Below are 22116 nucleotides of genomic sequence, written 5' to 3'. Positions count from 1 at the left end.
GGCGGCTATTTATCTTTCCCCTTCTGTTCGAGGTGTGTCATTGTACTCGTCGAGCGGAAATCGCCGTTCGCGCCGTTCGTGGACTCCCTCGGGTTCGATCGTCCGGCCGTCGACCGTGACGGCCTCACCGTCGGCGAGTCGGCCGAACGCCGGTCCCTCCGGCACGCCCGCGTCGCGTGCCGCCGCGGGGTCGAACGCCGTTTCACGCGCCACCAGCGCGCCGTCACGGCGTTCGACGGTCTCGTACTCTCTATCGAGGAGTTCGGCGAAGCTCTCGACGACGGTGCATCGATCGTCAGGCGTCGAGAACGCGACCTCGCCGGCGAGCCGTGATCCGCCCTGTTCGGTGTCGAACGCGACTGCGTGGCGCTCGACCACCGCGCGCGCCGCTTCGGGGTCGATCCCCTCGGCTTCCGCCAGCAGTGCTGCCGGAAGGGACGTGACCACGATGTCGTCGGGGGAACGAGCGTCGTCGGTGTCGTCCGCGCGCGCACGGTCGCCGAATCGGAGCCCAGCGTCGACCGAGCCGATCGCCTCCTCGACCCGCGAGACGAGATCGAGCGGGACGCCCGTGGTCTCGCGGAGCCACGTCTCGGTCACGACACGATAGCCGAGAGCCTCGATCGCGCTCACCAGATCGGGACGCTCCCCCTCGACGAGCGCACGAGTCGCACCGCTTTGCTCGAACGCTCGCCGGAGGACGTCCCGATCATCGGCGGGATCGCCCATCGCGTCGAGCGCCCAGTCCACGCCGATGTGACCCACTGCCCAGTCGGTCTCGCGTACCACGCGCTCGAATCGGGGGACGTAGTGGCCACCGCCGAACCCCACCACCTGGCGATCGCGATACGGCCCGACTCCTCGCAGATCGAGGACGGCGCGTGCGACGGCCCGTGCGCCGTCGGGATCGTCCCATTCGGTTTCTCCACTCCCCAGTTCGACGAACATCGAGGGTGCGCCGACATCGGTGGGGCCGTGGTGGGTGCCCTCCATTCCGACGTCGTACCCCGATGGCGCGTGTTCGCGGAGCGCATCGAGCACTCGGGCCTGGGCGTTCGCACAGGAATGGGCGAGTTCGCCGTCCGCACCACCGTGGTCGGCGGGACCGAAGTTTCCGGTGTGGTGGGCGGTCAGGAGCGGCCCGGTGTCGCCGGCGTGTTTCGAGGCGAACACCACGAACTCGGGGTCGGCGAAGACGTCGGCCACGCCCTCGAGATCGAGGTGGAGATCGTCGAACGTGCGGAGTTCGAACCCTGGCGTACGGTGGACGGTGCCGCCGCCCTCGCCGTCGGGACGGGTGTCGTCCGTCGTTCGGTCCCAGTCATCGAGTTCGAGCAGGTGATCGCCGATGTGGACCGACGCCGGATCGGCGCGACTGACGACGATACCGATCATGTCGAGACGTGGTGGTCGAGCGGGGAAACCCGTTCGTTTCGGTTTTCAGTCGGCCCGTTCCGGCTGGGTGCTTCCCGATCCGACGGCCTCCCGAGCGATCGTGGTCGTCCGTCCGAGGAGGTCGGCCAGCGCGTCGCGGCGGGTGTAGAACAGCCACGCGCCGAGAACGAGATATATCGCCGTATAGACGTAGAGGATGTTGATGCTCAGCGTGGTCGCCTGCGGTTCGGCCACCGTCTGAATGATGGCGAACTCGATACCGACCTGCGAGACGAACAGGACGAGCAGACCGATCGCCTCGCGCATACTGATCTCGAAATTGGTCAGAAGCGCGATCGCGAAGAGACTCTGGGCAGCGGTGATCCAGATTTCGGCGACCTGCTTCTCGTCGAACGGCAGCCCCCCGAGGTGGCCGGCCGCGATGGAATAGACCACCGCGAGCGTACCGATGAGCAGGGTCCACTGGTTGAGTTTCGAGGAGATGAGCGCGTTGAACCCCGCGGTCGAGCGCGCCTTGTTCACGAGGTAGGCGACGACGATGAGCTCCGGGCTCTCGCTCGCGAGCGGCGCGAGCCACTGAATCATGAAGAACTCGGGGATGCCGTACTGGAGCCCCAGCTGTTCGAGACCGACGGCGAACGGTTCGACGGCGATGAAGATCAGGACACCCGAGTAGGTGAAGAGCGCGAGAACGCTGGCGATGCGCGGTCCCTTCGACCACGACTGGAGATAGGCGGGCACGCCGACGTGTTCTTCGCCCTCTTCGACGTCGCCGCGGATGATGATGGCGATATAGAGGACGTAGAGTCCGACGAGGACGAGCGTATCGAGCAACCCGATACCGCCGATCGGGCCGCCGCCGCTGAACGTCGTTCCGCTCAGCGGAACGAGGAAGGCAAAGAGGGTCGCCGCGAGCAGGAAGGAGATTTCGAGCGCGAGGTCACGATCGAGCGTGACGGCGCTTTTCAGGAACCCCGAACGGTGATCGACCGCGGGATCGTCGGCGTTTCGCGCCCGATACACGGTAAAAAGGGCGATACCGGCCCAGCCGAGACCGATGAGAATGCGGTTCGCGCCGGTCATATTGGCGACCGCGAGGTTGGCGTTGGCCATGCCCTGTGCGGTCCCCTCGAACGCACCGGCGTTCCACGCATAGAGCGCGTCGACGGCGTACTCCGGCGCGACGGCGAGCACTGCCAGCACCGCGATGGCGAACGCGCGCGGCACGTCCTTCTCTGCGGTCTCGGCTCCCCACGCGAGCAGGAAGGCGGCCCCGAGAACGGCCAGTCCGGCGACGACGACCGCCGTTCCCGGGGCGATGTTCTCGCCCGGGTGGATGGTCATGTATCCGCCGTAGGAGACGAACGTCGCCACGAACGGCATCGTCAGCAACAGCGCCGCGGCGACGGCAGCAAGTGGATGGCGAAAACGGTCGAGCATTACCGGAAATCGCGAGGGGGGCATACCTATCTCTTTTGCTGTCGCGTGCAGCGCCGCCGTTCGCCGACCATCCCGTTTATCGCTTCGGCTCACGACGCTCGCCCATGCAGGTGTTCGGGCTGGTCGGCAATCCCGTCTCCCACTCGCTGTCGCCACCGATGCACGAGGCGGCCTACGACGAGTGCGGGATCGACGCACGGTACGTCACGTTCGAACCCGCTCCCGACGATCTCGAAGCGGCCATCGAGGGCGCACGAGCGCTCGGGATCGAGGGGCTGAACGTCACGATCCCGTTCAAGCAGGACGCTCTCGATCACGTCGATCCCGACGATCTCGCGACGCGGATCGGTGCGGTCAACACCATCGATTTCGGCGGTCCCGACGACCGAGCGTCGATGCCGACGGGTCACAACACCGACGCCGAGGGCGTCGGACGGGCGTTCGACCATCACGGCGTGGCGCTCGACGGACGAGCGGTCGTCGTCGGAGCGGGCGGGGCAGGCCGTGCAGCGGCGTTCGCGCTCGCCGATGCGGGGATGTCGGTCGCCATCGCCAACCGCACCGTGGAACGTGCAGACGCACTCGCGGCAGAAGTCGATGGCGCGAGCGGGCACGGACTCGCGCCGCTCGAACGGCTCGTCGCCGACGCCGACGTGGTGGTGAACGCCACGAGCGTCGGAATGGAGGCGAACGAAACGCCGATCCCTGCCGAGGCGCTTCACGCCGATCTCGCCGTCCTCGATGCGGTGTACTCGCCGATCGAGACTCGACTGCTCCGAGACGCTGCGACGGTTGGCGCGACCACCATCGACGGCGGGTGGATGCTGCTGTATCAGGGCGTCGCGGCGTTCGAGCGGTGGATCGGCCAGGATGCGCCGATCGACGTGATGAACGAAGCGCTTCGGGCACGTATTTAAGTCCGGGGGGAGACAATCCCGATCCATGACGCTGCTGGATACCATCAAGTCGATGCTCGGGATCGACGGCCGGGATTCGGGCGACGACCGATCGAGCGACGACCACGGCGGTATGACGGTCGAACGCGAACCGGACGAACGTGGTTCGGAGACAGCCCCGGAGACGGGCTCAGAGGACGCGGTCAAGGGAACAGACACGAGCGATGCCGGCAGCGGGGCGGACGAGCCCGCCGCTGCGGGGACCGACGCCGCGGGATCGACCGAATCGATTGTCGACGAGGATGCGGAAGGTGGGGCGGAGCCGGGCGAAGTGACCGGGCCGACGACCGACGACGCCGAGCCGTCCGAGCCCGCAGGCGAAACCACCCCGACCGAAAATGTCGACGAGGACGAAACCGCCGTCGACGACGCGGGCGATGCGGTCGACACCGCCGACGAGAGCGCTGCCGCCGGGACCGACGCGGCGGGCTCGACCGGCTCGATCACCGAGGAGACGAACGACTCGATCTCGGCGGCCGAAGACGCCGAGGCCGCGGGGCCGACCGACGAGGAGCCGGGCGATACCGCCGGACACGACGTGGACGTGCTCAAGGGCATCGGACCATCCTACGCCGAACAGCTCGAATCCGTCGGCGTCGAGACCGTCGCCGACCTCGCTGACGCCGACTCGGAGACTCTCGCCGACGAGACCGACATCTCCGCGAGCCGGCTCGATCGCTGGACCGAGCGCGCGAAGGCTCGTCAGCAGTAGGCAGCGTGCAAGTGGTCACGACGCGGTACTGCCGACGACGCGGGACACCTCAGCGGAGAGACGCCGGATGAAGTACCACGTCGACGGCGACCTCGTGCCCGCCGACGAGGCGAGCGTAAGCGTCCGCGATCGGGGGTTTCGCTACGGCGACGCCGCGTTCGAAACCCTTCGATCCTACAGTGGGTCGGTCTTTGAGTGGGATGCCCACGAGGCACGGCTCCGCCGGACCGCCGAACAGCTGGGCTTCGGCGACGCGGTGCCCAACGACCTTCAGGAGCGGGTTCGGGCGACGCTCGCCGCGAACGATCTCGACGAGGCGTACGTTCGGCTGTCGGTGACTCGTGGAGCGGGGATGGGGCGGCTCACGCCCGCATCGGACGTCGATCCAACAGTAGTAATCATCGTCGAGGAGCTCCCCCGGGGCGGTCTCGCGGGCGAATCGGTGTGGGACGGTCCAGCGACGGTCCAGACCGTCAAAACCCGCGCGGTGCCGGACGCGGCGATGCCGAGCGACGCCAAGACCCACAACTACCTCGACGGAATCCTCGCACGGCTCGAACTCCGGCGGGCGGCGAACGAGGAGTATCGTGCGGACGAGGCCCTGGTGCGCGACGGCGAGGGAAACCTCACGGAGGGCGCGACGAGCAACGTCTTCTTCGTCGACGACGGGACGCTCAAGACGCCAAGCACCGACGGGCCGCTGCTCCCCGGGATCACGCGGTCGGTCGTGCTCGATCTCGCCGCCGACGAGGATTTTTCCGTCGAAACCGGTCAGTACACGACCGCCGCCGTTCGCGAGGCCGACGAGGCGTTTCTCACCAACACGACGTGGGAACTCCGGCCGATCGCGCGCGCCGACGGGGTCGCGGTCGGCGGCGGACCGATGACGCGACTGCTCTCGCGGCTGTTCGACGAGCGAGTCGAGCAAGCGCAGTACGAGTGATTCAAACCCGAAGCGGATGGACGACCGGCATGGACGCTGCGCGCCGGATCGTCGCCCTCGACGAGATCGCCGTCGACGACACGCTCCTCTTCACGATTCGCGATGGGTTCGACCGCGAGGAAGCCATCCTGACGAGGCTCGCCGACGGGGTTGCGGCGTATCGGAATCACTGCCAGCACTGGACCGACGTCAGGCTGGATTCGGGCGACGGTGCGGCGATACGTGACGGCGAGCTCCTGTGTCAGCGCCACGGCGCGCTGTTCGAGCAGGCGACGGGCTACTGTACGACCGGTCCCTGTGAGGGTGCGACGCTCGACTCTGTCGACGTCACCGTGGAGAACGGCGCAGTCTACCTCACGGAACCCGACTACGAGTTCGAGAAGCTGGGGCCGTCGGGCGAACACGACCTCTCCTCGCGCGGACGGATCGACTTCTCCGGGACCTGACGCCGTTCCCGAAATCCGGCTCTCACGGCGCTCACGTCACTCGACCCGGAAGAGCGGCTCCTCGATGGCCTCGCTTCGGCACTCGGGACACCGCGAGGGGCGGTTCGCGTGGTCGTCGAACGCCGAAAACCCGCAGTCGCGACACTCCGGCGGGGCAACGAGGAGCTGTTCGTCCTCGGTTTCGAGCGACTGGGCGATGTGCTCGACGTGCTCCAGCACCGCCTCGGTCGTGATCGCGAACTCCTCGGCCAGCATGCTCGGCGGTGCCGTCTCGCCGCGGAGGTGCTCCGCGATCCGCTGTCGCGTCGTTGCGTCCTCGTCCGCTTCGCGCATGACCGTCCTCCGAACGCGATCGGTAAAAACGGTTCCCGGTTTTTGCGGCTGGTGTGGCTTGCGGCCGACAGCGGTTGCTGCGATGGAGTGGCGGTGCGGTCCTGGTGTCTCGACGAACGCAGCGAGTCGAGGCTCAGGAGAGCCGTGTTCTCCTGGTGGATGAAGGGCGAAGGCACGACCGCAGGAAGCGCCGAGAGCTGGGTGGTGTTGTCCGGTAACGGTTGTGATCGGGAGAACGGTATGGTGACTGGCAATCGGATCCAGATCTTGGTCTGCATACTTTCCGATGGCTGTCAAAATCGCCGTACGGGATGCAGCGGGTCTATTCAGCGGAGGGTTCTCACGATTTCAGCAACGCAGCCGGACTATTTCAACGAGGCGAGAGCAGGTAGGCCGGGATCGTCACTCGAAACGGTCGGGGTTGATTCTCGCTAGTCGAAGCGCATTCGTCGTCACGCCGAGGCTCATCCCCATGTCACCGACGACGACGGCGACCGCGACGTTCACCAGTCCAAAGGGGACGCCCACGGCCAACAGCGCCTTCACACCGATACTCCCCCAGATGTTCTCTCGAATGACGCCGTTTGCTTTCCCCGACAGCGCGTATAGATACGGGAGTTTCGACAGCTCATCGCCCATCAGCGCGACGTCTGCCGACTCGACTGCCGTGTCAGTCCCCGCTGCACCCATCGCTACGCCGACCGTCGCCGTCGCAAGCGCCGGCGCGTCGTTGACCCCGTCGCCGATCATCACTACCCCGCCGAACTCCTCGTCCAGTGCGGCCACTGTTTCGGCTTTCTCCTCGGGCAACAGCTCGGCACACACCTCATCGACGCCCGCCGTCTCACCGACTGCCCGCGCGGTCACTTCGTTGTCACCAGTGAGCATCACTACGTGCTCGACGCCGAGGTCGTGGAACCGCTCGATCGCTCGCTTCGCCTCCGGGCGTACCTCGTCGGCCACCGCGACGACGCCGACGATCCGATCCTCAGTACCGACGAGGATGACGGTCTTCCCGTCGCCCTGCAACTCTTTGATGGTCTTCCCGCCAGCGACGGCGGTCTCGTGACTGCCGGAGTCCTCGATCGCGACGCCACCATCGGACGCGACGCGGATGGTGTCGAGGGAAAGACCCAACTCCTCGAATAGGGCGGGCTTCCCGGCGAAGTACGTCTCGCCGTCCAGATCAGCCCGGACGCCCTTTCCGGTCAGGCTCTCGAACGCGGAGACGTCACCGGTCGCGACGTCCGCCTCGTCAGCAGCGCCCACGATCGCTTCCGCGATCGGGTGTTCGCTGCGTGCCTCCAGACTCGCTGCCACGGACAGCACCGACTCTCGGGACTCGCCACCGGCGGGCACGATGTCAGTAACGGTGAGTTCGCCGTGCGTGAGCGTTCCCGTCTTATCGAACGCGGCGGCTTTCACCGTCCCGACCGATTCGAGGTGCTTCCCGCCTTTGATGAGAACGCCGTTCTTCGCGGCGCTAGTGATCCCGGAGACGACGCTCACTGGCGTGCTGATGACCAGCGCACACGGACACGAGAGGACGAGAAGTGCGAGCCCGCGCTTGAACCACGTCGCCCAGTCGCCAGCGAACACGAGCGACTGCCCGCCGATGCCGAGTGAGACGGAGCCGTCGATGAGGAGCGGTGGCACGGCAGCGATGAGAACCGCTAGCGTGACGACCACCGGAGTATACTGCCCGGCAAACCGGTCGACGAACTGCTCGTGGTCGGTCTTGTCCCGCTGGGCGTCCTCGACGAGTTCGACAATGCGGGCGAGCGTGCTGTTTTCGGCTTCCGCCGTGACCTCCACTTCGAGATAGCCTTCCTCGTTGATCGTCCCCACGTAGACCTCGTCGCCGTCCGTCTTGTCCACAGGGACGCTCTCACCAGTGATCGGAGCCTGATTGACCGCGCTCTCGCCCTCAGCGACTGTCCCGTCGGCGGGGATGCGGTCACCGGGACGCACGATGGCGCGATCGCCGACGCGCAGTTCCTCGACCGGGACAGTCGTCTCCTCGCCGTCCCTACGGATGGTCGCGGTCGTCGGCGAGAGATCCATCAACTCGCGGAGCGAGGAGCGGGCGCGATCCATCGCGTACTCCTCCATCAACTCGGCGACGCTGAACAGCACGGCGAGCATCCCGGCTTCGAGGTAGAGCGCCTCACCGAAGACGAGGCTCGCGGTGATCGCGCCGAGGATGCCGAGACTCATCAGGAGGTCGATGTCCAGCGAGCGCGTACGGACGGAGTAGTACCCGTTTCGGAGGATTTGCTCGCCGCTGATCACCGCACCAGCGAGGTAGAACAGTTCGGCGGTGCCGAACTCACGCCCGAGGAACGCGGCGAGCGTCACGTCGAATCCCGACAGCAGGAACTCCAGCACGAGGCCGACGAGCAACAGTCCACCCCCGATCCACGTTTTGAGTGTGCGTGGACTCAGCCACACGTCTCGCGCCCGGCTCTCCTCGACGAGGTCTTCCTCCGTTGTCTCCGGACCGGTCTCCTCTACCTCGTAGCCCGCACTCTCGATGGTGGCGACGAGGTCGGTACGCGAGGTCTGACCGGGATCGTAGGTGACGATGACGGTACCGGTCGTCGGGAGGGTTTCACGTTCCCGAATCCCTGCGACGGCATCGAGGGCGTTCTCGATTTTGCCTGCACAGGACGCACAGTCCATCGCGGGCACGTCGAACCGTTCGATCTCCCGATCGTCGCGCGACTCGACATCGTAACCGGCGGCCTGCACGCGTTCGATCAGCGTGTCCACCGCAACTGTCTCGAGAAGATACTCGATGGTGACGGTGCCAGTCATCACCTGTGGTTCGACGGTGACGACGCCGTCGAGTTTCGAGACGCTGTTGACGATCTTCTCCGCACAGGAAGGACAATCCATCCCCGGTACGTCGAGCTTCACGGTTCTGGTTTCGGGACCGGCCGAACCGGCTGCGTTCGTAATCACTGTCTGCACAGACAGCCCCGGAGGCCAAGCCCCTTGGTTTGGTGTGTACCAACTCCAGTCAGGCGTCGGGGGAAGAGAGGTGGGTAGACGAGGAGTGGGTAGACGAGGAGTGGTCAGTCGCGTAGGCGTCGGCCAGTTGTGCTTCGGCACGCCGAAGCCGGTAGGAGAGCGTCGAGCCGGGGATGCCGAGTTTCTCGGCGAGTTCGTAGGTTTCGATCCCGCGGGGAGTCTGGTAGTAGCCGTGTTCGATGGCAGCCCGCACGGCAGCATCCTGCTGTGGCGTCAGTGAGGCTTCGCCATCGTCCGGAGTAGCGTCGTCCGCGTCTCCGACCCGGACGAAGGCGACACCAGTAGTGCCGTCGATTTCGGCCTCGATGGCGCTGCGGAAGGCGTGGTAGGTGGTGTTGTCGGGGGCAATGATGCGCCACTCGTACCGGTGGCCGACCCACGTTGTTTGGAAGATGAGGCCGTCGCCGAAATGGTCGAGGGCGAGGTGTGGGATGGAGGTACAGGAGGGGGTCCGCGACCAGTACGAGTAGAGGACGAGCGCGTCGTCGGTGCGGTCGAGGACTTGGGTTTCCCAGTCGGCTTCGCAGTCGCGGCGGGCCAGACAGTCGGTGTAGTACTCGGCGTCGGCGACGGTGTCGGTGAGTTCGTCGAGTGCGCTTTGACCACCGGTTACGTGATCGACGCGCCAGAGATTGTCGGGAGTGACGTGACAGGAGAGGGAACGAATCTTCGTTTCCGGGTTGGCGGTGAGGATGTCGGCAACGGCGTTATTGTCCGGGGAATATTCGAGATCGAAGACGAGTTCACGCATACGGTCGGGTAGGGAAGAGAGGGGTATGAACGCGTTGACGACCTCCTCGTTCCTCGTTTTCCGCTGACCGATACGCGCCCTGTATCTTGCATGCCGATTTTAGCAGATTGCCAATCTGTGATATTGGAAAGTACGAAGACTTCAGCTAATCCCTATAGTAGATGTTAATCGAGGTCTTCCACGTAGTCGGCGAGCGCGTTATACCGTTGCTGTAATTTGTCTACCTCATTCTCCAAATTTTCGATAGTTTCCTCCTGTTTGTCGATGCGGTCAACCAGTTGCGAGACTGTTACCCCTGCGTCCGAAGCACCGCCGAGTTCATTGGCGAGGTCTTCCCCCAGGCCCGTGAACCGATACACCGAAGCGACGAGCACAACGACGACCGACAACCGACGAGGATACCGACGTGATCACGACGACTGAAGGACCAGCAGCACAGTCCAAATAGCGGGGCAAAGAAACACCCAAGATTGTGATGAGTAGGACAGTCCAGAGTGGCGACGATCCAGCACCGACGAGGACGACGAGAACAGCAGCACCGATCCAACAGCGACGACGACACCGGGGACAGTCCAGGGCGTGAAGCAGCGACCAGCAGCGACGATCCAGCGGTGACGACGACACCAGCGGAACAGTAGGAACCAGCACCAGGGCGACGCCAGCTAGCGAGGACAGCGGTGGAATGGCCCCCACGAGAACAGCAGCGATGAGAGCGCCGCACAGAGCCGCAGAGAGCGACGGCAGAATGTGGCCAGGAAATCACACCGAGATACCAACGCGACGGCTGAGAGCGCGAGCCAGGGTGCCCCAGACCGACGCACTACTGAGAGCCAGGAAGACCGACGCGACGAACCTGGGCCAGCCAGCCAAGTGTAGCAGCGTGACAGGACCGACGGGGATCTAGCGACCACGCCAGGACACCGAGGACAGCGACAGTTACCGGCTAGCAGAAAGCAGGCCGCGAGTAACACCAGAAAGCCAGCAGCAGGGGCGGCGAGACAGCAATATCCGACTGTCAACCAGGGGTATGACACTCCAAGATGGCCCCGCAGACCGCGAACAACTGTCTGACTGTCAGCCAGCGAGCGAGCAGCTACGAATAGCCGGTTCCCGAGGCGACTGTGACCGCTACCGCTCTACTTCTACGACCGACGACACCTACTCTCTCTACAACCGACAACAGCAACAGCAAAGGGGGAACCAGCGAGCTATGCGGCCTCTCTCCCCCGGAGTGACCAGTGAAGGGACGGTCACAGGCTACCCCTCTGTCCCGACAGCGCTGGTTAGAGTACGTCACTCCACTCTAACCACCCCCGGCTGGCCGGGATGGACGTCTAGCTGTCCTTCCACCGAGCTACGCTGCTACGTGACCCTGAACCCCCAGTGTGGATTCTCCCCGGCGGTGCGGTTCGCCCTGCCGCGTTCGCGGTCGAGATTCAGCCTTATCCTGCCAGCGCCGACGGCCCCTTTCGGGGGCTGTGAGGGGCCACGGCGGAGGAGCGAATCCGGGGACAAGTGATTAGTTACCACGACCTGCTGATTCCGATATGGAAATTGTAGAGGACTGGTTAGATCTAGAACTCGATGAATTTCTTGATCGGGCACTGTCTAGTTGAGGTAGCTTGAGGAATGAGCAGGTCGTAGCGAGTATTGGTCATGAAACTCGGAGACCTGCTCGGAGAGACGTTGAACGTGGACTGTGATGAGGTTTGGGAGAACGAACGCACCCCGACACCCGTCAGGGTGTTCGGGGTGCGTCTCCATTCGATGGGGCTGTCGCTGCGGGAGATCGTCGCTGTATTTGATTGGCTTGGCGTCGATCGTTCCCACGGAGCGGTTTGGAACTGGACGCATACGCTCTCAGAGACCCAGGCTGACCCGCCGACGGCGGAGCCGTCGCGGGTCGCCGTTGATGAGAAACAGATTACCGTCGACGGCGAGAAAAAGTGGCTCTACGCTGCTGTCGACACCGACTCGAAGCTGCTGCTCGATATCGAGGTATTCAGCCGACGCGGGACCGATTCCGCGTCGGCGTTCCTCCACCGACTCACTACCAGACATGAGGTTTCAGATACCGAGTTTCTCGTCGACGCCGGCGGGTATCTGACTGCTCTCGCTCGGCGTGAGTTGAGCGGACAGCTCAACTACAGTGAGCGTAATCTGATCGAGAAGCTGTTTCAGACTGTGGCGATGCGGATCGACCGCTTTCACTCGTTCTGGCGGGGGAGTCCAGCCAGCGCACGGCGCTGGCTGCGACGGTTCAAGCATCACTACAACTACGATCGACCGAATCAAGCGCTCGATGGACGAACACCCGTCGAAGAGGTTCTCAACTAGACAGTGCCCTTGATCGCCCTCTATTTTGTTTCCTAGCCCAATGCTCTGACGACGGTGCGCGAATCTCGCCGTTGTGGTATCTCTGGGAGGACGAGATTGTTTGGATCATTGCCCAATTACCAGACCGATCATACCCCGAACGTGTCGAGCAGTTCCCTCAGTCGGCAGTTGCAATCGTCGAATTTGACCCACAGAGAGGAGTGGTCCGACACGTCGGTATGCGTGGCGAGGCAACGCTAGAATCGTTCGATCAGGACCGCGCAGAGCGATTACTACGCCGCTATTTGGGAGAGGATAAGAGCGAATGGGATGATGGGTTCATCGGCTTAGACGGGGAAAACTACCGAATCATCCGACTCGAACCCGAGACGGTTATCGCACGAGGAGGAACACACGATACAGGCCTCGAACAGTAGTTTACAGAAATATTCTACCCGGAGTCACGCGGGCGGATGTCCAGCTCGGTCGTGATGGCGGTATCGTTGTCCGCGAGGTTCCAGAACGTTGAGGCCACATCATTCGCCCGAACCGCCGTTGCTCCGAGTTCGTCGTCTTCTGTGGCAATCTGAGCGCGTATTGCTGCGTATGTCACCTGAATACCATCGTCCGAGAGGTCATCTGCAAGCGAACGTGCTAGTCCCCGCGTAGCGAAGCCAGCACTACCCCAAGCAACCATCTGGGCCGCACCATCAAGCGCGAACGATGTGCCGGTAAACAGTATCGTGCCACCCCCACCCTGCATGTCAGCGACAGCCTCCTTCGCACAGAGAAATCCGGCATAGGCACGGCTCCGCCAGACATTCTCGAACTGTTCAGGGTCACAATGGGTTATCGGCCCACCCCCACGGACCGCAGTATTGTGGATCAGCACGTCAACGGGGCCGAGCTTCTCACGGACAGTCTCGAAACCGGCAGCCACCTCGTCGGCGTCAGTCACGTCAGTTGGAACGGCGACGGCATCAATCTCTTCACCTCGGAGGTCAGCAGCGAAGTCGTTGATATACTCTGTAGAGCGCGCGAACAATCCCAGTGAACAGCCGTGTGATGCGAACTCTCGTGCGATTGCTTCGCCCAGCAACGGTCCAGTTCCCGCGATGATAACAGTCTTACTCACAGGCTCGACCTTTGTTGCTCGGTGTACAAATGTCCGTCTTCGGTAGAGAACATTTCAGCATGGCTGCGCGACAACGTCTTTCGTCCAAAGTAGGAGATAACTACAACGGATAACCCCTGTCTGTAGTCACTTGGTTACTGACAGGCTGTCAGTAGCCCTGCGGCATTTATTATAGAACACCCCTGTCAGCAAGAGTGGTCGTTTCTCGACCGATTTTCACTCCAAACGAGGGGGTGTTGTCGCGCCGATCACGCCAGAGCGCCACCCCGTCAGCAAGCAAGTGCCTACTGACAGGGTAGGGTGCATTATTGCACAGGACCTCCGCCACCGCCGACTCTGTCTCACCAACAATTATGGGTCTCCTATTCCAGGAATGATATAATGCGATCGCTGGGATGGAAAAGAATCCTCGGTGCTATTATTGGAGTCTTCTGTTTGTGGGCAACCGTGTGGGCTGTCCCAGAGCTTCTGATAGACTACTTTACAGAGGATTATCGAGGAAGTTTCTTAGATATTGTCGGTACTGGGAGCCTTGTGATTGAATTTTTGGTGCTGGGAAGCATTGGAATGAGTTTGCTGACCGGAGAGTTCTACGCCCACAAGAAGGTATTTCTCGCTACTTGGTTAGTTGTGAGCTCTTCCGCTTTCGTGCTGATTCTCTGGGTCTGGTCACAGGTGGTGTATGTCCAGTGATTTCTCCACATCATGTGGGCGACTGTCAGGAAGTAACTGAGAAGCTCCGCCAGTGAGGGGTGGAGATCGTCCAGCTGCCGTCGTGACCGCCGGGGACCCCTTCGGTGCTGGCAGGGTAAGCATGAGGGCGCTTACGAGTCCACCGCAGTTGGGGTACAACCGAATGATTGCACCGAAATCGGAGCGTATAGGATTACGCGCTTTCGTCGTAGAACTCTTCAGCAGGTACTAACCCCTCGTCGCTATCGGGCATCGGGTACTCCTCGATGGCGGCGTCGAGTCCTTCGACGGTCATGTCGAGGTCATCAGCACGTTGCTGTTTGAACCGCTGTTTGACCTTCTCAGCATCGCCCTGCATGACGGTGGTTACACCGTCCTCGTGAATGACGAGACGGGCCTCGCCTTCGGGGAGGTCGTCGCGGTCGAAGGAGATGTCGAGGTCGCGATCGTCGATTATCGATCCGTCGTGAGATTGTGCCATTGTTCGTATCTCCTGAGTAGTCGGGACGCTTCGGTTTTGATGTACGATTCACAGTAGTCGGGCGCGTTGGATAACTCTACGGGTGGGAAGTCCTGTCGAACGAGATGTTGTTCTCCATCGCGATAGATGTCCATGTGTAGACCTTCTTCGGTGAGATCGTGACCGTAGGTGCCGTCTGGGTTGTGGTCGAAGTGAACGACTGGCCGCCACTCGCCTTCGACGCAGTATTCGAGTTGGACGAGGAATCTGGTGGATGTCCCGCGCTGGGTTTCGAGAACGAACCGGAGCTGAGCGTGAGGGTACTCGATCCAGTCGGTGTATGCGGTATCTGGCACATTACGGTCCCGTTCGTAGTGGTTGAATGTCGCTCATGGTTCTCTTTCGATCGAGTTTTCTGTTCGAGTCATGGCTACAAGTACAGCTTGCTCTGGGTTGCGTCAATTCGATTCATTCGCCGGAGTCGCGACGAACATCCGATACCGAGTGTTGTAGAGCACCTCTCGACAGCGCTGCCGACCTTCAAATCGCCGCAAATCTATGAGTCTCTCTGCTAATCTCTATAGCCAGACCTTCTACTGGTCCGGGTATTTGAGTCGCGTGGCGGATCAGTACCGCCGCGCTGCAAGCGTTCCAGTCACAACTAGGGCGACAACCGCAACGACGACACCGAAACCGGGACCGCTCGATCCTGATGTTCCAGTGTCTGTATCGGTGCCATTGACAATCTGTCCACTGCCTTCGGTCAAGGTCTGCGTCTGCGCGTCTGTTACCGGCATACTTGGTTGATTGACTGTCGAAGTCGGTCTAACTGTTGATATCGTGGTTGACCTAACAGTCGATGTTGCGGGGTTCGTTGTTGTCGGGGTTGGCGTAGACGTTGCTGTCGGGGTAGGCGTGGCCGTTGGTGTCGAGGTGGGTGTAAGAGTGGCCGTAGGGGTTGTTGTCAGTGTCGGTGTCGCCTGATACTCTGCTGGATCAATCCGTTCACCGTTAACGTAGACTTCCGCGGGGCCGCCCTCTAGGTTCAAGTCGGTGAGTTCGCCGCTGAACGTGTAGTTATCGATCCCTCCTTGAGCAGTCGAACCTGACGCTGTTGACCCAGAAACTTCGTCGGGTTGGGTTGCGCCGGTGAGATCCGCACCGGATCCCGGCGTAATAGACTCGCTCGCTGTCGCTGTATACGACACCCGTCCCTCGCCGGTGCTTCGAACTGTGAATGTATTCGGTAGTTGTGATCCTGCTCCGTTCCCGTCGTCGCCACTCTGTTCCTCGATCTCGTCACCTGAGATGGAGAGAGAGTACGTACTAAACCCGATGGAGGATGCATCTTCCCCACCCGAGACGCGAACATAATATACTCCTTCCCCCACTGACTCTGCAACTACCGCTATCTTCTGTACGTCAGTGCCACCGGCCGGAGCCGTCTCGTTCGTCGCGTCTACATATACGTCCGAAAGGTCAACCGCTTCGCTGACTCGCTCACCATCAGCGTCGAATACATCAACAGAAATGCGGTTTCCGACATAGGGGGTTCCCGCCCTGCTGAACAACGTATTGAGTGTCGCGTTGATAGTGGCTCCCTCACTCGCTTCGACCGCGTACCAGTCAGTGTCCGTGCCGGGAGCGAGAGTCGAGGTAACCGGTTCTTCAGGGGTCAGCGGAGTTGCTGAATTGCGGTTGTCGTTGGGTTCGAGTTGACTTTGTTCGATTACTTGGACCGTCAGACCATATTCGATCGGTGGACTGGTGATCGTGTTATTCACCATACGGATATAGTAGGTTCCCGACTCCTCAGCAACCGCACCGTTTGGCGAATTATCACCGCCCATAGTCAGATCAGCCACTACATTCCCATCAGGACCGACAAGGGTCCCCTCAACGTCCTGCGCAACACCACCGTACCCCCATGCGCGAATCGCTTGACCAGCCTCTACCTCGAACGAATACCAGTCTTCTTCATCGCCTGGACCAAACCTCGCTAGACTTGACTGATTGTCAAATCCATCAACATAAGCTTCGGTGAGACCCTCAACAGGCCTACTCTCGAAATTGAGAGAGACTGCATTCTCTCGATTGTCGTTCGGTTCACCCGTGGTTGATGCGTCTCCGCCATCCTGAGCTACCGTTATAGGTGCAAATGTCAGCCCTGCTCCTAAGAGCAACACGACGCTCACGAGTGCAGCCATTCGATGTACTGGTAACCCGGATACCATTGGTTTCAAAAGAAACGTTCACATCTAGGACATAAGTACAAGGGGGTTTCTTCCTCTCCTCACAACATCTCGATGTGGTCCTGCTCAATGGATCTTGCGTCAACTTCACCCTTTCTATCCATCACGCCACTCTTATCAGAAGCTCGTCGGTTCGTCTGGACGCTGCTGAATACACAGCGTGTATCTTGCACGTCACTCGTGCTCATACTTATCCCGCCTGTGCCGAGGCGGGGGACGGTGGAGAACGAAAGAACACAAACTAACCGTGGCCGATTAAATGTGGTTCGTAGCGCTCTATGAGCGATGAATCGTCGATCGTGGGGAAGCATCCTGTTGCTGTATTCTTCTTCACGACCTTCGTGTTTTCGTGGCTTGTATGGATTGGAGGCGATGCTCTTCCAGGGACGGAGGGAGAACCCAATAGTTCTCTATGGACTGTACCGGCGGCGTTCGGTCCACCAATCGCTGCTGCACTTGTTCTTCGAGCTACAGACGGAGACTTGCGGACATGGGCTTCACAGGCACTCAAGTGGCGAATCAAAGTTCGATGGTATCTCGCAGCGGTAGCTGTTCCAGTTCTCTTGCAAGCACTCTCTGTACTAGTGCTCGGTCTCATCGGCGCTTCCGTATTCTACAGGCCAACCGATCAATTCATCTTCAGCTTCCTATTTGTCTTCTTTGTTGGAGGAGGTCAAGAAGAGCTGGGATGGCGAGGATTTGCACTCCCACGGTTGCAAGCAGCCTATGGGGCGTTTGCTGCTAGCCTCATCATTGGTATCGCTTGGGCATTCTGGCACTTCCCGCTCTATCTTGTTGATGGAGGATTCAATGCTGCGTCAGCATTCGTCTCCTCACTTCGGGTCATTCCTGAGTCAATCATCATCACATGGCTATACAATAGCACCAGCGGGAGCGTTCTGATATGTATGATATTTCATGCGATGTACAACGTCGGCTACCTCTTCAACTCGCCCGCCAGCTTCCAGTTTCCTGGGGGTACTGAAATCCCTCTCTCGATTATTATTGAACCAGTTATATGGTGGGCCGCAGCGCTCATTCTTCTCAGTATCTATGGTGGACGCTACCTCGCACGGACACCACAATCGGATTCTGCTGCTGTCAGAAAAGATGAGTCCAGCACCGCCGATTGAATAAGACAACCTCTGTCAGTAGGGACTTGCTTGCTGACAGAGGTCAATTTGATAGCTAAGGGGATAAAAGGTAGCGACAGAGGCCAATTGCAAGATACACGCTCTGTATCTCACACGCAGCCCTCAACAGGTCGACAGCCCGTGATTTCGGAGGTCTGAAATCAGTGCTAATCCCGATAGTCGTTGTACCACGAGCGAACGGAGTGAGCGGGGTTTTTGATCCGCCGGAAGACGCGAAGCGTCTTTCATCATCACGAGAGAGCTTCGCTCTCTCGGACGACCTCGAATGCGAACGGGGAGCGAACGCGACCCGTGAGCGCAGCGAGCGCACCCCCCGCAGTAAAAACGTGGATGCTATTCAGTCGGCGTCGTCTCGACCTCGCGGCCCTCCTCGACGGCGGTGGTGAGCGAGACATTGAGCACCAGCATGGCGGCCACCCCACCGATGACGGTGACGACGTTTTTCACGAAATGGTCGACGATGGCCGCGCCGAGCGCGACCGGGGTGGCGACGGGCGTGAGCCCGACCACGAGCAGGCTGAACGCCCCCTCGTAGAGCCCGATCCCGCCGGGCGAGAGCGGGAGCACCTTGGCGAGATTCCCGACGCTCACGGCGAAAAAGCCGACCGCGATCAGCGTCCCGAGCGGGAGCGAGACGTCGAACGCGGCGAACACCAGCAACGCAGTCACGACGTCGAGCGTCCAGATCAGGAGGCTCGTCGCGCCGACGCGGGCGAACGCGCGTCGGTCGTTCGCGACCGCCTGAATATCGCCGACGAACCGTTCGATCACGCCCGCGACCCGATCGGCGTACGCGTCGGTGCTGAAGCGGCGGATCCCGCGACGAACGAGGTTCCGATCGGAGCGTGCGCTGGCGACGATCGCGGCCACCGCGACGATCGCGGCGAGGCCCACGCCGCTGGCGACGAGGATGGCGGTCCGGCCGCTCTGGTTCCCGCTGGCGACGGTCGCGCCGAGCCCCGAGAGACTGGTGATCCCGGTGGCGGCGAGGCCCATCAGGACGACGCCGGCGAGCAGAGTGATCGTGAGCAGATCGAACACGCGCTCGACCGCGAGCGAGGCGAATCCCGTGGGATAGGGCACGCGTCGGCGGGTCTTGACGACGTACGCCCGGACCGCGTCGCCCGCTCGCGCCGGGAAGACGAGGTTCCCCGTTTGAGAGATGAACACCGCACCAGTGAGGAAGCCAACGCCCTCGGTGAATCCCAACTCGTCGAGGATGTCACGGTAGCGCGCGCCGCGCACTGGCCACGAGAGCGCGTAGACGAGCGCGGCCGCGGCGACGAGCGCGGGGTCGGCCGCGCGCATCTCTTCGAGCACGGTCCCAACGTCGAGATACTGGGTCATCAGCCCGATCGCGAGGATCGTGAGGAGCGTGCCGGCGACGAGCGTCACGCGGCGCGTGATCCGGGGCGCGACGGCGAGTTGCCACCACGTCCGCAAAACGGCGCTCCCCATCCCGAGCACGTCCCGGACGAAGTCCACTTTCGTATCGCCCTTCGGGGTCCACGCGACCGGGAACTCCTTGACCCGGTAGCCCGCGCGCTGGGCGCGCACGAGGAGTTCGGTGTCCCAGAACCAGTGCTCGTCATCGATATCATCGAGCAGGGACTCCAGAACCTCGCGGTCGAACGCTTTGAACCCACACTGGTGGTCGTGGACTGACGAGCTGAGGAACAGTCTGACGAGCCCGTTGTAGGTGCGACTCGGCACGTCGCGCTTGGCAGGGCGGTCGGCCTCGCTCGCCGCGAGCAGCCGCGAGCCAGTGGCGATGTCGGCCTCGCCCGACCGGACGCTCTCGACGAGTTCCTCCAGATGGCTCATGTCGGTCGCGAGGTCGGTGTCGAAGTAGACCAGGGTCTCGCCCGCGGCCGTGCGGAAAGCCCGTTCGAGCGCGCCGCCGCGGCCGAGCCGGTCGTCGCTGTGGACGTGTTTTACCCTTCGGTCCTCGCGGGCAAGTCGAGCAGCGATCTCCGGGGTGCGGTCGGTACAGCCGTCCTCGGCGACGAGCACCTCGAAGCTCTCCGCCGGCAGGAAGAATCCGAGCGCATCGAGGGTCGTCGCCACTGTGTCCTCGATCGTCGCGGCCTCGTCGTAGGCCGGCAGCACGACGCTCACGTCGACCCCGCGACTCATTGGCTCGACTGCGCCAGCCACGGACAAAGCCCTTCTGGGTCGCGATTCAGTCGTCCATTCCGTCGAACAGCGCCACGACCCGGCGTTCGACCTCGTCACGGATGGCGCGCACTTTCTCGATGTCGGCCTCGCCAGGGTCGTCGAGCGCCCAGTCGCGGACATCGACCGCCGACTCGGCTCCCTCGATGTCGAGCGTCGAACAGCCCATCGTGGCAACTACGTCACATGAGCGCAGCTCCTCGGTCGTGATCTCGCGCGGCGTGCGACCTGCGAGATCGAAGCCCACCTCGTCCATCGTCGCGACGACGGGTTCGTGAACCTGATCCGCTGGGTGGGTGCCACCGGTCAGGATCTCGACGTCGTCGAGACCCCGACGCTCTCGCTCGCGTTCGGCGAACGCGGTCGCCATCTGCGAGCGTCCGGCGTTCCGGACGCACACAAAGCCCAGTCGGGTCGTTTCAGTCGGCGGCAACGGCGTCCACCTCCTTCGCCTCGGGGAACAGCCGATCCTTCGTCGCGAGCGCCACCCGGACGAGTGCGAGCATTACCGGCACCTCGATCAGCGGCCCGACGACGGTCGCCAGCGCCACGTTGCTCCCGATCCCGAAGACGGCGACCGCGACCGCGATCGCGAGTTCGAAGTTGTTCGAGGACGCGGTAAACGCCACACTGATGCTCTCGGTGTAATCGAACCCGAGCACCGCGCTCGCGCCGTAGGCGAGCGCCCACATCCCCGCGAAAAAGAGGAACAGGGGCGTCGCGATCAGCACGATCTCATCGGGGTTGTTCACGATGTACTCGCCCTTGAGCGCGAACATCACGACGACGGTGAAGAGGAGGCCGAGAAGTCCTAGGGGGCTGATTCGCGGGACGAAGCGGTCGTAGTAGGTATCGCGGCCAACCGTTCGGAACGCGAACTTCTGGGTGAGATAGCCGAGCAGGAGCGGCAGTCCGAGAAAGACTCCGACCATCTGGGCGACGAGCGCGATGTCGACATCGATCCCCGTCCCCCGAAGCACGGTGAGAAAGAGGAAGGCGTAGGGAACGAACAGCGCGATCTGGAGCAGGCTGTTGACGCCGACACAGACCGCACAGAGCTCCTGGTTCCCGGCGGCGAGTTCGTTCCAAACCAGCACCATCGCGATGCAGGGTGCGATCCCGACGAGCACGAGACCGGTGACGAACTGAGGCCGGCCGCCGAGGAAGGTCACCGCGAGCCCGTACATCACGAACGGGGCGATCAGCCAGTTGAAAACGAGAGTCAGTCCGATTTCGCGGCGCGCGGTACGGGTCACGCGCGGAATCCGTTCGTAGTCGATCTCGGCCATGATCGGGAAGATCATCACGAACAGTCCAACGGCGATCGGGAGGCTGGTGCCGTGCCACGTGATCGCGTTCAGCGCGTCCGCGATGCCGGGGACGAACCGGCCGAGTCCGACACCGAGGACCATCGCCGCGCCGATCCAGAGGGAGAGGTACCGATCGAGCGTGCCGAGGTCGTCGCTCATTCGTCGTCTCCCGCCGCATCGAGCGCGGCGAACACCCGCTCGGCGCGTCCGGTGCTCTCGTAGTAGCGCCACTTCCCTCGCCGGTCGCGCGAGACGAGCCCCGCGTCGACGAGATCCGAGAGTGCGTGGCTGATCGCACTCTCGCTGACGTCGACGAGCGGTTGGAGTTCACAGACACACAGCGCGTCGTCGGCAGTGACGAGAAGGCGTGCGATCCGATGGCGGGTCTCGCTGCCGAGCGCCGCCATCGTTTTTCGATCCCTGTCGAGCCGGTCGGTGGTTGCCCGCTCGGCGAGCGAATCGAGGTCATCGAGCCGTTGTTCGACGTCTTCCTCACAGCACTCGCCGATCTCGTCGGCGATGAGTCGTCGGAGCCGATCGGTGGATGGGGCCATCGTTCGAACGATTGCAAAGACGTTCAAGTAATTGTTTCGGAACGAATCGCTCTCGGCA

General features: G+C 62.3%; 21 protein-coding genes. 7 read left to right on the top strand and 14 right to left on the bottom strand.

What is annotated here, in order from left to right; genetic code table 11:
- Positions 1–9 precede the first annotated feature (9 nt).
- Both PHA81_RS08615 and PHA81_RS08610 read right to left on the bottom strand, forming a co-directional pair.
- Positions 10–1395 (bottom strand): D-aminoacyl-tRNA deacylase, encoded by a 1386-nt coding sequence (locus tag PHA81_RS08615; RefSeq protein WP_273836447.1) that lies wholly within the window; start codon positions 1393–1395, stop codon positions 10–12.
- Between the two features lie 45 nt (positions 1396–1440).
- The gene (locus PHA81_RS08610) at positions 1441–2835 is read right to left on the bottom strand and encodes a sodium:calcium antiporter (protein WP_273836445.1); all 1395 of its coding nucleotides are present in this window, start codon (positions 2833–2835) and stop codon (positions 1441–1443) included.
- 104 nt (positions 2836–2939) lie between these two features.
- Between PHA81_RS08610 and PHA81_RS08605 the strand changes: the two genes are divergently transcribed.
- The 4 genes from PHA81_RS08605 to PHA81_RS08590 all read left to right on the top strand — a co-directional run bounded on the left by PHA81_RS08605 (position 2940) and on the right by PHA81_RS08590 (position 5892).
- Positions 2940–3752 (top strand): shikimate dehydrogenase, encoded by an 813-nt coding sequence (locus tag PHA81_RS08605; RefSeq protein WP_273836442.1) that lies wholly within the window; start codon positions 2940–2942, stop codon positions 3750–3752.
- Between the two features lie 25 nt (positions 3753–3777).
- Positions 3778–4503 (top strand): helix-hairpin-helix domain-containing protein, encoded by a 726-nt coding sequence (locus tag PHA81_RS08600; RefSeq protein ID WP_273836440.1) that lies wholly within the window; start codon positions 3778–3780, stop codon positions 4501–4503.
- A gap of 67 nt (positions 4504–4570) precedes the next feature.
- Positions 4571–5446 carry an aminotransferase class IV gene (locus PHA81_RS08595; protein WP_273836437.1) on the top strand — a complete coding sequence of 292 codons (876 nt, stop codon included), beginning with the start codon at positions 4571–4573 and terminating at the stop codon, positions 5444–5446.
- Positions 5447–5475: 29 nt separating this feature from the next.
- Complete coding sequence (locus tag PHA81_RS08590) at positions 5476–5892, top strand: Rieske 2Fe-2S domain-containing protein (protein WP_005042081.1); 417 nt, start codon at positions 5476–5478, stop codon at positions 5890–5892.
- 36 nt (positions 5893–5928) lie between these two features.
- Here the strand turns inward: PHA81_RS08590 and PHA81_RS08585 are convergent, their stop codons facing one another.
- The 4 genes from PHA81_RS08585 to PHA81_RS08570 all read right to left on the bottom strand — a co-directional run bounded on the left by PHA81_RS08585 (position 5929) and on the right by PHA81_RS08570 (position 10398).
- Positions 5929–6225, bottom strand: a complete 297-nt coding sequence (locus PHA81_RS08585) for a hypothetical protein (RefSeq protein ID WP_005042079.1) — start codon at positions 6223–6225, stop codon at positions 5929–5931.
- A 402-nt stretch (positions 6226–6627) separates the two neighbouring features.
- Positions 6628–9189 carry a heavy metal translocating P-type ATPase gene (locus PHA81_RS08580; protein ID WP_273836432.1) on the bottom strand — a complete coding sequence of 854 codons (2562 nt, stop codon included), beginning with the start codon at positions 9187–9189 and terminating at the stop codon, positions 6628–6630.
- Between the two features lie 58 nt (positions 9190–9247).
- A complete protein-coding gene (locus tag PHA81_RS08575) occupies positions 9248–10009 on the bottom strand; it encodes a helix-turn-helix domain-containing protein (protein WP_273836431.1) in 762 nt (253 codons plus the stop codon).
- Positions 10010–10173: 164 nt separating this feature from the next.
- The gene (locus tag PHA81_RS08570; RefSeq protein ID WP_273836430.1) at positions 10174–10398 is read right to left on the bottom strand and encodes a hypothetical protein; all 225 of its coding nucleotides are present in this window, start codon (positions 10396–10398) and stop codon (positions 10174–10176) included.
- 1267 nt (positions 10399–11665) lie between these two features.
- Between PHA81_RS08570 and PHA81_RS08565 the strand changes: the two genes are divergently transcribed.
- Positions 11666–12346 (top strand): IS6 family transposase, encoded by a 681-nt coding sequence (locus PHA81_RS08565; RefSeq protein WP_273836429.1) that lies wholly within the window; start codon positions 11666–11668, stop codon positions 12344–12346.
- 430 nt (positions 12347–12776) lie between these two features.
- On the opposite strand, the gene PHA81_RS08560 is transcribed toward PHA81_RS08565, so the two are convergent.
- Positions 12777–13460: an SDR family NAD(P)-dependent oxidoreductase gene (locus tag PHA81_RS08560; protein ID WP_273836427.1), complete on the bottom strand. Its 684-nt coding sequence runs from the start codon at positions 13458–13460 to the stop codon at positions 12777–12779.
- Between the two features lie 381 nt (positions 13461–13841).
- Here PHA81_RS08560 and PHA81_RS08555 point away from each other — a divergent pair, with 381 nt between their 5' ends.
- Complete coding sequence (locus PHA81_RS08555) at positions 13842–14153, top strand: hypothetical protein (protein ID WP_273836425.1); 312 nt, start codon at positions 13842–13844, stop codon at positions 14151–14153.
- A gap of 193 nt (positions 14154–14346) precedes the next feature.
- On the opposite strand, the gene PHA81_RS08550 is transcribed toward PHA81_RS08555, so the two are convergent.
- The 3 genes from PHA81_RS08550 to PHA81_RS08540 all read right to left on the bottom strand — a co-directional run bounded on the left by PHA81_RS08550 (position 14347) and on the right by PHA81_RS08540 (position 16820).
- Complete coding sequence (locus PHA81_RS08550) at positions 14347–14634, bottom strand: hypothetical protein (RefSeq protein ID WP_273836423.1); 288 nt, start codon at positions 14632–14634, stop codon at positions 14347–14349.
- Positions 14607–14969, bottom strand: coding sequence for a hypothetical protein (locus tag PHA81_RS08545; protein ID WP_273836421.1), 363 nt, complete (start codon positions 14967–14969; stop codon positions 14607–14609). The genes PHA81_RS08550 and PHA81_RS08545 overlap by 28 nt, the downstream gene beginning before the upstream one ends.
- Before the next feature lie 270 nt (positions 14970–15239).
- The gene (locus tag PHA81_RS08540; protein ID WP_273836418.1) at positions 15240–16820 is read right to left on the bottom strand and encodes a PGF-CTERM sorting domain-containing protein; all 1581 of its coding nucleotides are present in this window, start codon (positions 16818–16820) and stop codon (positions 15240–15242) included.
- A gap of 323 nt (positions 16821–17143) precedes the next feature.
- Between PHA81_RS08540 and PHA81_RS08535 the strand changes: the two genes are divergently transcribed.
- Positions 17144–17998: a type II CAAX endopeptidase family protein gene (locus PHA81_RS08535; protein ID WP_273836417.1), complete on the top strand. Its 855-nt coding sequence runs from the start codon at positions 17144–17146 to the stop codon at positions 17996–17998.
- A 354-nt stretch (positions 17999–18352) separates the two neighbouring features.
- Here the strand turns inward: PHA81_RS08535 and PHA81_RS08530 are convergent, their stop codons facing one another.
- The 4 genes from PHA81_RS08530 to PHA81_RS08515 are packed head-to-tail and all read right to left on the bottom strand — an operon-like array spanning position 18353 to position 22058.
- Positions 18353–20155 (bottom strand): flippase-like domain-containing protein, encoded by a 1803-nt coding sequence (locus PHA81_RS08530; RefSeq protein WP_273836416.1) that lies wholly within the window; start codon positions 20153–20155, stop codon positions 18353–18355.
- A gap of 46 nt (positions 20156–20201) precedes the next feature.
- Entirely contained in the window at positions 20202–20603 is a 402-nt protein-coding gene (locus tag PHA81_RS08525; RefSeq protein ID WP_273836537.1) for a low molecular weight phosphatase family protein, read from the bottom strand.
- 10 nt (positions 20604–20613) lie between these two features.
- Entirely contained in the window at positions 20614–21663 is a 1050-nt protein-coding gene (arsB, locus tag PHA81_RS08520) for an ACR3 family arsenite efflux transporter (RefSeq protein ID WP_273836415.1), read from the bottom strand.
- Positions 21660–22058, bottom strand: coding sequence for a metalloregulator ArsR/SmtB family transcription factor (locus PHA81_RS08515; protein ID WP_273836414.1), 399 nt, complete (start codon positions 22056–22058; stop codon positions 21660–21662). The genes arsB and PHA81_RS08515 overlap by 4 nt, the downstream gene beginning before the upstream one ends.
- Positions 22059–22116 lie beyond the last annotated feature (58 nt).

Source organism: Halococcus sp. PRR34 (genome assembly GCF_028617175.1).
GTDB classification, from domain to species: Archaea; Halobacteriota; Halobacteria; order Halobacteriales; family Halococcaceae; genus Halococcus; species Halococcus salifodinae.
Note: the sequence above shows the minus strand (reverse complement) of the source record. Positions and strands in the feature narration are given on the sequence as shown.

What these genes read in the sequence shown, in the direction of transcription:
- PHA81_RS08615 (WP_273836447.1), bottom strand. Translation starts at nt 1,395, where the DNA reads ATGATCGGTATCGTCGTCAGTCGCGCCGATCCGGCGTCGGTCCACATC.
- PHA81_RS08610 (WP_273836445.1), bottom strand. Translation starts at nt 2,835, where the DNA reads ATGCTCGACCGTTTTCGCCATCCACTTGCTGCCGTCGCCGCGGCGCTG.
- PHA81_RS08605 (WP_273836442.1), top strand. Translation starts at nt 2,940, where the DNA reads ATGCAGGTGTTCGGGCTGGTCGGCAATCCCGTCTCCCACTCGCTGTCG.
- PHA81_RS08600 (WP_273836440.1), top strand. Translation starts at nt 3,778, where the DNA reads ATGACGCTGCTGGATACCATCAAGTCGATGCTCGGGATCGACGGCCGG.
- PHA81_RS08595 (WP_273836437.1), top strand. Translation starts at nt 4,571, where the DNA reads ATGAAGTACCACGTCGACGGCGACCTCGTGCCCGCCGACGAGGCGAGC.
- PHA81_RS08590 (WP_005042081.1), top strand. Translation starts at nt 5,476, where the DNA reads ATGGACGCTGCGCGCCGGATCGTCGCCCTCGACGAGATCGCCGTCGAC.
- PHA81_RS08585 (WP_005042079.1), bottom strand. Translation starts at nt 6,225, where the DNA reads ATGCGCGAAGCGGACGAGGACGCAACGACGCGACAGCGGATCGCGGAG.
- PHA81_RS08575 (WP_273836431.1), bottom strand. Translation starts at nt 10,009, where the DNA reads ATGCGTGAACTCGTCTTCGATCTCGAATATTCCCCGGACAATAACGCC.
- PHA81_RS08565 (WP_273836429.1), top strand. Translation starts at nt 11,666, where the DNA reads ATGAAACTCGGAGACCTGCTCGGAGAGACGTTGAACGTGGACTGTGAT.
- PHA81_RS08555 (WP_273836425.1), top strand. Translation starts at nt 13,842, where the DNA reads ATGCGATCGCTGGGATGGAAAAGAATCCTCGGTGCTATTATTGGAGTC.
- PHA81_RS08550 (WP_273836423.1), bottom strand. Translation starts at nt 14,634, where the DNA reads ATGGCACAATCTCACGACGGATCGATAATCGACGATCGCGACCTCGAC.
- PHA81_RS08540 (WP_273836418.1), bottom strand. Translation starts at nt 16,820, where the DNA reads ATGGCTGCACTCGTGAGCGTCGTGTTGCTCTTAGGAGCAGGGCTGACA.
- PHA81_RS08535 (WP_273836417.1), top strand. Translation starts at nt 17,144, where the DNA reads ATGAGCGATGAATCGTCGATCGTGGGGAAGCATCCTGTTGCTGTATTC.
- PHA81_RS08530 (WP_273836416.1), bottom strand. Translation starts at nt 20,155, where the DNA reads ATGAGTCGCGGGGTCGACGTGAGCGTCGTGCTGCCGGCCTACGACGAG.
- arsB (WP_273836415.1), bottom strand. Translation starts at nt 21,663, where the DNA reads ATGAGCGACGACCTCGGCACGCTCGATCGGTACCTCTCCCTCTGGATC.
- PHA81_RS08515 (WP_273836414.1), bottom strand. Translation starts at nt 22,058, where the DNA reads ATGGCCCCATCCACCGATCGGCTCCGACGACTCATCGCCGACGAGATC.